Raw genomic sequence first — 12,787 nt, 5'->3', positions numbered from 1 at the left:
GTCGGTTGATTGACCGGCGGGTCCCGTGGACTAAAGTGACGCGGAGTTCACGGAGACAACGAGCGATTTCCCGCGGTTTCTCCCCCCGTGTGTGCGGCGGTACCTCCGGCTCGGCCTCCGCCCGCGGTACGTGCCTCCGCGCCGGACCTGAGAGGGCGCATTGAGCAACGACCGACACGTCCCGGTGATGCTCCAGCGGTGCCTGGACATGTTGGCCCCCGCCCTGCAGCGCCCCGGCGCGGTCGTCGTCGACTGCACCCTGGGCCTCGGCGGCCACAGCGAGGCCCTGCTCGAGCGGTTCCCCGAGGCGCGGCTCGTCGCCCTCGACCGCGACAAGGAGGCCCTGCGGCTCTCCGGCGAGCGACTCGCCCGGTACGGGGACCGGGCCACCCTCGTCCACGCCGTGTACGACGAGCTGCCCGAGGTCCTCGAACGGCTCGGCATCCCCCGGGTGGACGGCGTCCTCTTCGACCTGGGCGTCTCCTCCATGCAGCTGGACGAGGCCGACCGCGGCTTCGCCTACGCCCAGGACGCCCCGCTCGACATGCGCATGGACCAGACGACCGGCATCAGCGCGGCCGAGGTCCTCAACACCTACCCGGCGGGCGAGCTGGTCCGGATCCTGCGCGCGTACGGCGAGGAGAAGCAGGCCAAGCGGATCGTCTCCGCGATCGTGCGCGAGCGCGAGAAGGAGCCCTTCACCAACAGCGCCCGGCTCGTCGAGCTCATCCGCGACGCCCTGCCGCAGGCCGCCAAGCGCACCGGCGGCAACCCGGCCAAGCGCACCTTCCAGGCCCTGCGCATCGAGGTCAACCACGAGCTCGAAAGCGTCGAGAAGGCCATCCCGGCGGCCGTGAAGGCCCTCGCCGTCGGCGGCCGGGTCGTCGTCCTCTCGTACCAGTCCCTGGAGGACCGGATCGTCAAGGGCGTCTTCGCGGCCGGCGCGGCGACCACCGCCCCGCCCGGGCTGCCGGTCGTCCCCGAGAGGTACCAGCCCCGGCTGAAGCTGCTCACCCGGGGCGCCGAGCTGCCCACGGAGGAGGAGGTCGCCGAGAACCGGCGCGCCGCCCCCGCCCGGCTCCGGGGCGTCGAGCGCATCCGGGAAGACGTCCTGTGAGCACGGCGAAGGGGCCCCTCAAAGGGCGGGCCGAGCGGCTCGGCCGGCTCATGCCGTCGGGGCCCAGCTCGGCCGCCCGCACCCCCTTCGTCCTGCTCGTCGTCGTCCTCCTCGGCGGCGGGCTGATCAGCCTGCTCCTGCTGAACTCGGCCCTCAACCAGGGCTCCTTCAAGCTGAACGAGCTCAAGGACAAGACCACCGAGCTCACCGACGAGGAGCAGGCGCTCCAGCGGGACGTCGACGACTACGCGGCCCCCGACGCCCTGGAGCGGCGGGCCCGCAAGCTCGGCATGGTCCCCGGCGGCAGCCCCGCCTTCCTCGGCCCGGACGGCAAGGTCCTGGGCGAACCGTCGGTGGCGGTCGCCCCCAAGCCGCCCCCGAAGCCGACGGCCACCCCGAAGCCGCCCACGGCCGCCGGCACCGGGAACCCGGGTGCCACGAGCGTCCCCACGGCACCGCACACGCCCCTGGCAACCGCCACACAACCCTCCGGCAGGTGACCGAGAGTGCCTCCCAAGGAGCCCCCGGGCCGCCGCGTCCCCGGCCCCGCCCGGCCCGCGCGCCCCCGGACCGCCTCCGCCGGGACCCGGGCGTCCGGAGCCCGCCCGGCCCGGCCCGCCCCGCGCCCGGCCGCGAGGCGGCCCGCCGCCCGGCAGCCCCGCACCATCCGGCTGGGCAGCCCCCGGCCCCGGCTGCGGCTGATCTCCCTCGGCCTGACCCTCGTCATGCTGGTCTTCGTGGTGCGGCTGCTCCAGGTCCAGGCCGTCGACGCCGGCGCGTACGCCGCCAAGGCCGACAAGTACCGCTTCCAGGAGTACACGCTCTCCGCCGAACGGGGCGAGATCACCGACCGCAACGGCATCGCGCTCGCCGCCAGCGTCGACGCGTACGACATCACCGCCGACCCCAAGCTCTTCACCCGCGAGGAGTCGAAGACCGCCGACGCCCCCGAGCAGGCCGCCGCCCTCCTCGCCCCGATCCTCGGCAAGCAGCCGGCCGAGCTGGCGAAGAAGCTCCGCACCCCCAAGTCCCGCTACACCCTGCTCGCCCGCAAGCAGACCCCCCAGGTCTGGAACCAGATCAAGGACCTCAAGCGGGTCTACGGGCAGAAGGCCCAGGCCGTCGGCGGGAACGGGGTCAACCTCCTCGGCGGCATCCTCAGCGAGCCCAGCACCAAGCGCGTGTACCCGAACGGCGAGCTCGCCGCCGGGATACTGGGATACGTCAACGCCGAGGGCCGCGGCGCCGGCGGCCTGGAGTCCATGCTCGACTCCGAACTCGCCGGCAAGGACGGGAAGATCCGCTTCACCGCCTCCGGCGGCCGGCAGGTCCCCACCGCGGGCTCCCAGGGCACCCCCGCCGTCCCCGGCTCCGACATCGAGCTCACCATCGACCGGGACATCCAGTGGGCCGCCCAGCAGGCCATCAGCGACCAGGTCCGCAGGTCGAAGGCCGACCGCGGCTACGTCGTCGTCCAGGACACCCGCACCGGCGAGGTCCTCGCCATGGCCAACGCCCCCGGCTTCGACCCCAACGACCTCTCCGCCGCCAACGCCGCCGCCATGGGCAACGCCGCCCTCCAGGACGCCTACGAGCCCGGCTCCACCGCCAAGGTCATGTCGATGGCCGCCGTCCTGGAGGAGGGCAAGGCCACCCCCGACACCCACGTCACCGTCCCCAACCGGCTCCACCGCGGCGACCGGCTCTTCAAGGACGACGTCGACCACAAGACCTGGTACCTGACCCTCAACGGCGTCCTCGCCAGGTCCAGCAACATCGGCACCATCCTCGCCACCGGGCGGCTCGGCGCCACCCAGGCCGAGTCCAACCGGGTCCTCCACTCCTACCTGCGCAAGTTCGGCATCGGCAGCCCCACCGGCCTGCACTACCCGGGGGAGACCCCCGGCATCCTCGCCAAGCCGCAGGACTGGTCCACCTCGCAGCAGTACACGATCCCCTTCGGCCAGGGCCTCTCCGTCAGCGCCATGCAGGCCGCCTCCGTCTACTCGACCATCGCCAACGGAGGCGTACGGATCGAACCGACCCTCGTGCGCGGCACCAAGGGCCCCGACGGACGCTTCACCGCGGCCCCCGCCCCCAAGGAGTCCCGGGTCGTCAGCGAGAAGACGGCCAAGTCCCTCGCGCAGATGCTGGAGTCCGTCGTCGACGACGAGGACGGCACCGGCAACAAGGCCGCGATCCCCGGCTACCGCGTCGCGGGAAAGACCGGCACCGCCAACCGCGTCGACCCCGAACTCGGCCGCTACAAGGGCTACACCGCCTCCTTCGCCGGCTTCGCCCCCGCCGACCAGCCCCGCGTCACCGTCTACTGCGCCATCCAGAACCCCACCAAGGGCAACTACTTCGGCGGCCAGATCTGCGGCCCCATCTACAAGAAGGTCATGGAGTTCGCCCTCAAGACCCTCCACGTCGCCCCCACGGGCAGCGCCCCCGCCCGACTGCCGGTCGGCTTCGAACCCACCCCGTGACACTCCGGGAGCACCAGTGACAACGATCACCCCTCATTCCGGGAACCGGAAATCGAACTCCGGCGAGGCCCCGGGCTCTTTTGGCCCCGCACAGGGTGTGCCCGGTACGCTCACCGCCGTGCCACACGCTGATCAGTACCGAAACACCCCACCCCGGCCGGAGCAGGCCCGCCCGACACCCCTGGGCGACCTGGCCGCACAGCTCGGGGTCGACGCCCCGCAGGCCGCCGAGATCTCGGGCATCACGCACGACTCGCGGGCCGTGCGCCCCGGGGACGTGTACGCGGCCCTGCCCGGCGCCCGCACGCACGGCGCGGACTTCGTCGCCCAGGCCGCAGGGCTCGGCGCCGCCGCGATCCTCACCGACCCGGCGGGCGCCGAGCGCGCCGCCGCGACCGGCCTCCCGGTCCTCGTCGTGGAGAACCCGCGCGGCCGGATGGGCGAACTCGCGGCCGCGATCTACGGGCGCCCCGGCGAGCACCTCCTCCAGATCGGCATCACCGGCACCTCCGGCAAGACCACCACCGCCTACCTGGTGGAGGGGGGCCTGCGCGGCTCCGGGCGGAGGACCGGCCTCGTCGGCACGGTCGAGATGCGGATCGGCGACGAGCGCATCAAGTCCGAGCGCACCACCCCCGAGGCCACCGACCTCCAGGCGCTCTTCGCCGTCATGCGCGAGCGGGGCGTCGAGGCCGTCGCCATGGAGGTCTCCAGCCACGCCCTGGTGCTCGGCCGGGTCGACGGCTGCGTCTTCGACGTCGCCGTCTTCAACAACCTCAGCCCGGAGCACATGGAGTTCCACTCCGACATGGAGGACTACTTCCAGGCCAAGGCCGGGCTCTTCACGCCCGAGCGCAGCCGCCTGGGCGTGGTCAACCTCGACGACGCATACGGCCGCAGGCTGGTCGAGGAGGCCACCGTCCCGGTCGTCACCTTCTCCGCCGAGGGCCGCGCCGAGGCCGACTGGCGCGCCGAGGACCTCGTCCTCGGCTCCCACGACTCGACCTTCACCGCCGTCGGCCCCGACGGCGAGCGGATTTCGGCCACCGCCCCGCTGCCCGGCCCGTTCAACGTCGCCAACACCCTCGCCGCGATCGCCACCCTCGCCGCCGCCGGCCTGGACCCGAAGGCCGCGGCCGAGGGGGTCGCCGCCGTCCCCGGCGTCCCGGGCCGCCTGGAGCGGGTCGAGGCCGGACAGCCGTACCTCGCGGTCGTCGACTACGCGCACAAGACGGACGCCGTCGAATCGGTCCTGCGCTCCCTGCGCGAGGTCACCGAGGGCCGGCTGCACGTGGTCATCGGCTGCGGCGGCGACCGGGACACCACCAAGCGCGGCCCGATGGGCGCCGCCGCCGCCCGGCTCGCCGACACCGCCGTCCTGACCTCCGACAACCCCCGCTCCGAGGACCCCCTGGTGATCCTCGGCGCCATGCTCGCCGGTGCCGCCGAGGTGCCGGCGCAGGAGCGCGGCCACGTCCTCGTCGAACCCGACAGGGCCGCCGCCATCGCCGCCGCCGTCGCCCGCGCGCGGCCCGGCGACACCGTCCTGGTCGCCGGCAAGGGCCACGAGCAGGGCCAGGAGACCGCCGGGGTCGTCCGCCCCTTCGACGACCGCGAGGTCCTGCGCGAGGCGATTCTCCACCAGCAGAGCCAGCAGGACGCACACCGTCACGAGAACAGTCAGGGATGAAGCAGTGATCGCCCTCTCCCTCGCCGAGATCGCCGAAATCGTCGGCGGGCAGGCGCACGACATACCGGATCCGGCCATCCGGATCACCGGACCCGTCGTCATCGACTCCCGCGAGGTGCGGGCCGGCAGCCTCTTCGCGGCCTTCGCCGGTGAGCACGTCGACGGCCACGACTACGCGGAGCGCGCCGTCGAGGCGGGAGCGGCGGCCGTGCTCGCCGCCCGCCCCGTCGGCGTCCCCGCCATCGTCGTCGACGACGTCCAGAGCGCGCTGGGGGCCCTCGCCCGCGCGGTCGTGGAACGGCTCGGCACCGATGTCGTCGCCCTCACCGGCTCGGCCGGCAAGACCTCCACGAAGGACCTGATCGCCCAGGTCCTCGACCGGCACGCGCCCACCGTGTGGACGCCCGGCTCGCTCAACAACGAGATCGGCCTGCCGCTCACGGCGCTCCGCGCGAGCGACGAGACCCGGCACCTGGTCCTGGAGATGGGCGCCCGCGGCATCGGCCACATCCGCTACCTCACGGAGCTCACCCCGCCCCGCATCGGCCTCGTCCTCAACGTGGGCTCCGCCCACATCGGCGAGTTCGGCGGCCGGGAGCAGATCGCCCAGGCGAAGGGCGAGCTGGTCGAGTCCCTGCCGTCCGCCGAGGAGGGCGGGATCGCGGTCCTCAACGCCGACGACCCGTTCGTCCGCGCCATGGCGAGCCGCACCAAGGCCCGCGTGACCCTGTTCGGCGAAGCGGACGAAGCGGCCGTACGGGCCGAGAACGTCCACCTCACAGAGCACGGACAGCCTTCTTTCAGGCTTCACACACCCACCGGGTGCAGCGACGTGACCTTGCGCCTGTACGGTGAGCACCACGTGTCGAACGCGCTCGCAGCGGCCGCCGTCGCGCACGAGCTGGGCATGCCCGTCGAAGAGATCGCCACCGCGCTCTCCGAGGCGGGCACCCTGTCGCGCTGGCGCATGGAGGTCACCGAGCGTCCGGACGGCGTGACGATCGTCAACGACGCCTACAACGCGAACCCCGAGTCCATGCGAGCCGCCCTGCGCGCGCTCGCGGCCATGGGCAGGGCCGCACAGGCCCGAGGGGCTCGTACGTGGGCGGTGCTCGGCAAGATGGCCGAGCTCGGTGACGCATCGCTCGTCGAGCACGACGCGGTCGGACGGCTCGCCGTCCGGCTCAACGTCAGCAAGCTCGTCGCGGTCGGGGGCAGGGAAGCGTCCTGGCTGCAACTGGGCGCATATAACGAGGGTTCGTGGGGTGAGGAGTCGGTGCACGTGTCCGACGCGCAGGCGGCTGTCGACCTGTTGCGCAATGAGCTGCGCCCGGGGGACGTCGTCCTTGTGAAGGCTTCCAGGTCGGTCGGTCTCGAACAGGTCGCGCTGGCGCTCCTCGACACCGAGGGCGAGGTCACCGGCCGATGAGGCAGATCCTCTTCGCGGGGGCCATCGGGCTCTTCCTGACCCTGATCGGCACGCCGCTGCTGATCAAGCTCCTCGCCCGCAAGGGATACGGGCAGTTCATCCGGGACGACGGCCCGCGCGGTCACGCCGGGAAGAAGGGCACGCCCACCATGGGCGGCATCTCCTTCATCCTGGCCACGCTCATCGCGTACGCGCTGGCCAAGGTCATCACCGGTGAGGACCCGACGTACTCGGGCGTCCTGGTGCTGTTCCTCATGGCCGGCATGGGCCTGGTGGGCTTCCTCGACGACTACATCAAGATCGTCAAGCAGCGGTCGCTCGGTCTGCGGGCCAAGGCGAAGATGGCCGGACAGCTGATCGTCGGCATCGCCTTCGCCGTGCTCGCCCTGCAGTTCGCGGACCTGCGCGGGCTCACCCCCGCCTCCACGAAGCTCTCCTTCATCGCGGACTTCGGCTGGGCCATCGGCCCGGTGCTCTTCGTGGTCTGGGCGCTCTTCATGATCCTGGCCATGTCCAACGGCGTGAACCTGACGGACGGCCTGGACGGTCTGGCCACCGGCGCCTCGGTGATGGTCTTCGGCGCGTACACCTTCATCGGGCTCTGGCAGTTCCAGGAGTCCTGTGCCAACGCGGTGACGCTGACCAACCCCAACGCCTGTTTCGAGGTCCGCGATCCGCTCGACCTCGCGGTCGTCGCCTCCGCGCTGATGGGAGCCTGCTTCGGCTTCCTCTGGTGGAACACCTCGCCCGCCAAGATCTTCATGGGCGACACCGGCTCGCTCGCCCTCGGCGGCGCCCTCGCCGGTCTCGCCATCTGCTCCCGTACGGAGCTCCTGCTGGCCCTGCTCGGCGGCCTGTTCGTCCTGATCACGATGTCCGTGGTCATCCAGGTCGGCTCGTTCAAGCTGACCGGCAAGCGCGTCTTCCGGATGGCACCCCTCCAGCACCACTTCGAACTCAAGGGGTGGTCCGAGGTCCTGGTCGTCGTCCGCTTCTGGATCATCCAGGGCATGTGCGTGATCGTGGGCCTGGGCCTCTTCTACGCGGGATGGGCATCGGAAAAGTGACAGAACAGCTCGACTGGAACGGCAAGAAGGTCACCGTCGCGGGACTCGGCGTCTCCGGCATCCCGGCCGCCCGCGTCCTGCACGCCCGCGGCGCGCTCGTGACCGTCGTCAACGACGGCGACGACGAGCGCTCCCGGGCCCAGGCCGCGGAGCTGGAGGCGGAGGGCATCACCGTCCGCCTCGGCGACGGGGCAACCCTGCCGACCGGCACCGAGCTGATCGTCACCACCCCCGGCTGGCAGCCCGACAAGCCCCTCTTCGCGGCCGCCGCCGAGGCGGGCGTGGAGGTCTGGGGCGACGTCGAGCTCGCCTGGCGCCTGCGCGGCCCGGGAGCGGCGCCCTGGCTCGCGGTCACCGGCACCAACGGCAAGACCACGACCGTGCGGATGCTCGCCTCCATCCTGGAGGCGGCCGGCCTGCGGACCGCCGCCGTCGGCAACATCGGCGTCTCGCTCCTCGACGCCGTCCTCGGCGAGCAGGAGTACGACGTCCTCGCCGTCGAGCTCTCCAGCTACCAGCTCCACTGGGCGCCCTCGGTCCGCGCCCACTCGGCCGCCGTGCTCAACCTGGCGCCCGACCACCTCGACTGGCACGGCTCCATGGAGGCGTACGCCGCCGACAAGGGCCGGATCTACGAGGGCAACCAGGTCGCCTGCGTCTACAACGTCGCCGACAAGGTCACCGAGGACCTGGTGCGCGAGGCCGACGTCGAGGAGGGCTGCCGGGCCATCGGCTTCACCCTCGGCACCCCCGGCCCCTCCCAGCTCGGTGTCGTCGAGGGCATCCTCGTCGACCGCGCGTTCGTCGAGAACCGGCAGAAGAACGCCCAGGAGCTCGCCGAGGTCTCCGACGTCCAGCCGCCGGCCCCGCACAACATCGCCAACGCCCTCGCCGCGGCCGCCCTGGCGCGCGCCTTCGGCGTCGAGGCGAAGGCCGTACGGGACGGCCTGAAGGCCTTCCGGCCCGACCCGCACCGCATCGAACTGGTCGAGGAGATCGAGGGAGTCACGTACGTCGACGACTCCAAGGCCACCAACACCCACGCCGCCGAAGCCTCGTTGGCCGCCTACGACCCGATCGTCTGGATCGCCGGCGGCCTCGCCAAGGGCGCGACCTTCGACGAGCTCGTCCAGCGGTCGGCGAAGCGCTTGCGCGGGGCCGTCCTGATCGGCGCCGACCGCGCCCTGATCCGTGAAGCCCTGGCGCGACACGCCCCGGAGGTCCCGGTGGTGGACCTCGACCGGACCGACACTGGGGCGATGTCCGAGGCGGTCCGCGAGGCGGCCCGGCTCGCCCGCCCGGGAGACACGGTCCTGCTCGCCCCGGCCTGCGCCTCGATGGACATGTTCACCAACTACAACAAGCGGGGCGAGGCCTTCGCGGACGCCGTCCGCGCCCTCGCCGCCACCGGGGACGCCTGACCCGACCAGCGGGAGGGTCCGGCCGGACCGGGCACGACTGGAGGGGACAGCGACCATGCCGAGCAAGATCGCCGGGACACGCCGTCCTTCCGCCGCACGCGGCGGAGGGCGGGCCCCCGCGACCCCGCGGCGGGTGCGCGGCGGCGGCGTGCGGGGGGCCTACGAGCGGCTCCGCAAGGCCTGGGACCGGCCCCTGACGGCCTACTACGTGATCATCGGCGCGGGACTGCTCATCACCACGCTCGGCCTCGTGATGGTCTACTCCGCCTCGATGATCACGGCGCTCCGCTACGACCTGGTGCCCTCCTACTTCTTCCGGAAGCAGTTCTTCGCCGCTCTCCTCGGCACCGGGCTGCTCCTGGTCGCCTCACGGATGCCGGTCAAGCTGCACCGGGCGCTCGCCTACCCGATCCTGGTCGGCGCGGTCTTCCTGATGGTCCTCGTGCAGATCCCCGGGATAGGGCACGCGGTCAACGGCAACCAGAACTGGATCTCGCTCGGCGGCCCCTTCCAGCTCCAGCCCAGTGAGTTCGGCAAGCTGGGGCTGATCCTGTGGGGGGCCGACCTGCTCGCGCGCAAGCAGGACATGCGGCTGCTGACCCAGTGGAAGCACATGCTGGTGCCGCTGGTCCCCGGGGCCTTCATGCTGCTCGGACTGATCATGCTCGGCGGCGACATGGGCACCTCGATCATCCTCGCGGCCATCCTCTTCGGCCTGTTGTGGACGGCCGGAGCGCCCACCCGGCTCTTCGTCGGCGTGCTCACGGTGGCCGGCGCGATCGGCGTGCTGCTGATCAAGACGAGTTCGAACCGGATGAAGCGCTTCGACTGCATCGGCGCGACCGATCCCGGCGGCGAGGGAGCCCCCTGTCTGCAGGCCGCGCACGGAATCTATGCTCTGGCCTCGGGCGGTTGGTTCGGTTCCGGACTCGGTGCGAGCGTCGAGAAATGGGGCCAACTCCCCGAAGCGCACACCGACTTCATCTTCGCGGTCACCGGTGAGGAACTGGGTCTCGCGGGGACGCTGTCGGTACTCGCCCTGTTCGCGGCTCTAGGCTATGCGGGTATCCGCGTGGCCGGAGGCACGGAGGACCCCTTCGTGAGGTTCGCCGCGGGAGGTGTGACCACCTGGATCACGGCTCAGGCCGTGATCAACATCGGTGCGGTGCTCGGCCTGCTGCCGATCGCCGGTGTCCCGCTCCCGCTGTTCTCCTACGGAGGGTCGGCCCTGCTGCCGACCATGTTCGCCGTCGGGCTCCTCATCGCCTTCGCGCGACAGGAACCCGCCGCGAAAGCGGCCCTGGCCATGCGACGCCCCGGCTGGGGCAAGCGGGCCGGGAAGAGATGGAAGTCGATGCGACGGCGCGTCAAGAAGCGCCCGTCCGGAGAGCGGTGAATTTCGGTGCATGTCGTACTCGCCGGCGGGGGGACCGCCGGCCACATCGAGCCCGCGCTGGCCCTCGCGGACGCCCTGCGCAGGCAGGACCCCAGCGTGGGGATCACGGCGCTCGGCACGGAGAAGGGTCTGGAGACCCGGCTCGTGCCCGAGCGGGGCTACGAGTTGGCGCTCATCCCCGCCGTACCGCTGCCCCGCAAGCCCACCCCCGAGCTGATCACCGTCCCCGGGCGGCTGCGCGGCACGATCAAGGCGGCCGAGCAGGTCCTGGAGCGCACCAAGGCGGACTGCGTGGTGGGCTTCGGCGGCTACGTGGCCCTGCCCGGCTATCTCGCGGCCAAGCGCCTCGGAGTGCCCATCGTGGTCCACGAGGCCAACGCCCGGCCCGGTCTGGCCAACAAGATCGGTTCGCGGTACGCGGCCGGGGTCGCCGTCGCCACCCCGGACAGCAAGCTCCGCAACGCCCGCTACATCGGCATCCCGCTGCGGCACACCATCGCGACCCTCGACCGGGCGCGGATGCGGCCCGAGGCGCGCGCCGCCTTCGGCCTCGACCCGAACCTGCCGACGCTGCTCGTCTCCGGCGGCTCCCAGGGCGCCCGGCGGCTCAACGAGGTGATCCAGCAGATCGCCCCGGTGCTCCAGCGCTCGGGCATCCAGATCCTGCACGCGGTCGGCCCGAAGAACGAGATGCCGCGTGTCGACAACATGCCCGGTATGCCGCCGTATGTGCCGGTACCGTACGTGGACCGGATGGATCTCGCGTACGCCGCGGCCGACATGATGCTCTGCCGCGCGGGCGCGATGACCGTCGCCGAGCTCTCCGCCGTCGGGCTGCCCGCCGCGTACGTCCCGCTGCCCATCGGCAACGGCGAACAGCGGCTCAACGCCCAGCCGGTGGTCAAGGCGGGCGGCGGCCTCCTCGTCGACGACGCGGAGCTGACGCCGCAGTGGGTGCAGGGCAACGTCCTGCCCGTACTGGCCGATCCGCACCGGTTGTACGAGATGTCCCGCGCCGCCGCGGAGTTCGGCCGCCGGGACGCCGACGACCTGCTCGTCGGCATGGTGTACGAGGCGATCGCCTCCCGCTAGCAGGCGCGGCGGGGGACTGAGGGCAGGAGGCGCCGGGTGGCAGCCGGACCGACGACCGCGGAGAAGAGCGGTACCAGCAAGTCGAAGGGGTCGTCGGAGCGGCCGTCCGGCGCCCGCAACCGGAACCGTCGGTTCCGGGTGCCCGCCCCCCGGCTCCTCCTCGTGGCGCTCGGCCTCGTCGCGCTCGTCGCCGACGGGGTCTGGGCGCTCTACGGATCGACCTGGTTCCGTGTGGAACATGTGAAGACTTCCGGCACCCGGGTCCTGACCCCGGCCGAGGTCGAGGCGGTCGCCGCCGTCCCGATGGGCGCCCCGCTCGTCTCCGTCGACACCGACGGGATCGAGGCCCGGCTCCGGCAGCGGCTGCCGCGGATCGAGTCGATCGACGTCGTGCGGTCGTGGCCGCACGGAATCGGGCTGAAAGTGACGGAACGGCAGCCCGCGTTGCTCATCGAAAAGGGCGGAAAGTTCATCGAAGTGGACTCCACGGGCATGCGGTTCGCCACCGTCGACACCGCCCCGCGCGGCGTCCCCCGGCTCGTCCTCGACAGCGCCGCCTCGCCGAGCCTCCGCCGCTTCGGCGCGGACCGGCTGCTCCGGGAGGCGGTCCGCGTCCGTGGCGAACTCCCGCCGGAAGTCGCCCGGGACACTCGTGTCGTACGCATCACCTCGTACGACTCCGTCACCCTGGAGCTGACCGGGGGCCGAACGGTCTTCTGGGGCAGCGGCGAGCACGGCCCGGTCAAGGCCCGGGTCCTGACCGCCCTCATGAAGGCGAGCCCCAAAGCGGGGCACTTCGACGTAAGTGCCCCCACGGCGCCCGCCTCGTCCGGAAGTTGACGGCCATCTCCGCTGGCCAGGACCCTGGTTGGCCAGCGCTACGGGTGATCACATAGGGTGAAAAGAAAAACGGGAGGTTCGGCGTGTTCGTTGAACGTGCGCCACTTGTCGACTTAGTGTCCTGTTCGGAAGAGTCCAGCGAACAGAGACACTGGTAACCCTAAACTTCAACGTTAGGGTTCGGGTCGGCGTTTCGGACCGTCCCAATCGGCATCCGTCGGAGCGGCGCGACCAACCGCGCAGCGA

Annotated in this window: 10 protein-coding genes; all 10 read left to right on the top strand. The window is 71.9% G+C overall.

Annotated elements, in window-relative coordinates; genetic code table 11:
- Positions 1–160 precede the first annotated feature (160 nt).
- From rsmH to ACIGW4_RS30190, 10 genes are read left to right on the top strand one after another with little or no spacing between them, the layout of a single operon-like run.
- Positions 161–1,117 (top strand): 16S rRNA (cytosine(1402)-N(4))-methyltransferase RsmH, encoded by a 957-nt coding sequence (rsmH, locus tag ACIGW4_RS30235; protein WP_359592344.1) that lies wholly within the window; start codon positions 161–163, stop codon positions 1,115–1,117.
- On the top strand, positions 1,114–1,617 hold the full coding sequence (locus ACIGW4_RS30230; RefSeq protein WP_260174301.1) for a septum formation initiator family protein: 504 nt from the start codon (positions 1,114–1,116) through the stop codon (positions 1,615–1,617). The genes rsmH and ACIGW4_RS30230 overlap by 4 nt, the downstream gene beginning before the upstream one ends.
- Positions 1,618–1,623: 6 nt before the next feature.
- Positions 1,624–3,606 carry a peptidoglycan D,D-transpeptidase FtsI family protein gene (locus ACIGW4_RS30225; RefSeq protein WP_399584129.1) on the top strand — a complete coding sequence of 661 codons (1,983 nt, stop codon included), beginning with the start codon at positions 1,624–1,626 and terminating at the stop codon, positions 3,604–3,606.
- Positions 3,607–3,622: 16 nt separating this feature from the next.
- On the top strand, positions 3,623–5,296 hold the full coding sequence (locus tag ACIGW4_RS30220) for a UDP-N-acetylmuramoyl-L-alanyl-D-glutamate--2,6-diaminopimelate ligase (RefSeq protein WP_399584126.1): 1,674 nt from the start codon (positions 3,623–3,625) through the stop codon (positions 5,294–5,296).
- Positions 5,297–5,300: 4 nt separating this feature from the next.
- A complete protein-coding gene (gene murF, locus ACIGW4_RS30215; RefSeq protein ID WP_123451413.1) occupies positions 5,301–6,725 on the top strand; it encodes a UDP-N-acetylmuramoyl-tripeptide--D-alanyl-D-alanine ligase in 1,425 nt (474 codons plus the stop codon).
- Positions 6,722–7,792, top strand: coding sequence for a phospho-N-acetylmuramoyl-pentapeptide-transferase (mraY, locus tag ACIGW4_RS30210; RefSeq protein ID WP_123451412.1), 1,071 nt, complete (start codon positions 6,722–6,724; stop codon positions 7,790–7,792). Before murF ends, mraY begins: the two co-directional genes overlap by 4 nt.
- On the top strand, positions 7,774–9,213 hold the full coding sequence (murD, locus tag ACIGW4_RS30205; protein ID WP_399584122.1) for a UDP-N-acetylmuramoyl-L-alanine--D-glutamate ligase: 1,440 nt from the start codon (positions 7,774–7,776) through the stop codon (positions 9,211–9,213). Before mraY ends, murD begins: the two co-directional genes overlap by 19 nt.
- Before the next feature lie 55 nt (positions 9,214–9,268).
- On the top strand, positions 9,269–10,609 hold the full coding sequence (gene ftsW, locus ACIGW4_RS30200; protein ID WP_093876544.1) for a putative lipid II flippase FtsW: 1,341 nt from the start codon (positions 9,269–9,271) through the stop codon (positions 10,607–10,609).
- A gap of 6 nt (positions 10,610–10,615) precedes the next feature.
- Positions 10,616–11,701 (top strand): undecaprenyldiphospho-muramoylpentapeptide beta-N-acetylglucosaminyltransferase, encoded by a 1,086-nt coding sequence (gene murG / locus ACIGW4_RS30195; protein ID WP_123451410.1) that lies wholly within the window; start codon positions 10,616–10,618, stop codon positions 11,699–11,701.
- Positions 11,702–11,737: 36 nt separating this feature from the next.
- A complete protein-coding gene (locus tag ACIGW4_RS30190; protein ID WP_399584118.1) occupies positions 11,738–12,541 on the top strand; it encodes a cell division protein FtsQ/DivIB in 804 nt (267 codons plus the stop codon).
- Positions 12,542–12,787 lie beyond the last annotated feature (246 nt).

The sequence above is a fragment of the Streptomyces sp. NPDC053513 genome (assembly GCF_044544765.1).
GTDB lineage: Bacteria > Actinomycetota > Actinomycetes > Streptomycetales > Streptomycetaceae > Streptomyces > Streptomyces litmocidini.
Note: the sequence above shows the minus strand (reverse complement) of the source record. Positions and strands in the feature narration are given on the sequence as shown.

Bases quoted from the DNA above. Each gene is read 5' to 3' on its own strand.
- mraY (WP_123451412.1), top strand. From the start codon at position 6,722: ATGAGGCAGATCCTCTTCGCGGGGGCCATCGGGCTCTTCCTGACCCTG.
- murD (WP_399584122.1), top strand. From the start codon at position 7,774: ATGGGCATCGGAAAAGTGACAGAACAGCTCGACTGGAACGGCAAGAAG.
- ftsW (WP_093876544.1), top strand. From the start codon at position 9,269: ATGCCGAGCAAGATCGCCGGGACACGCCGTCCTTCCGCCGCACGCGGC.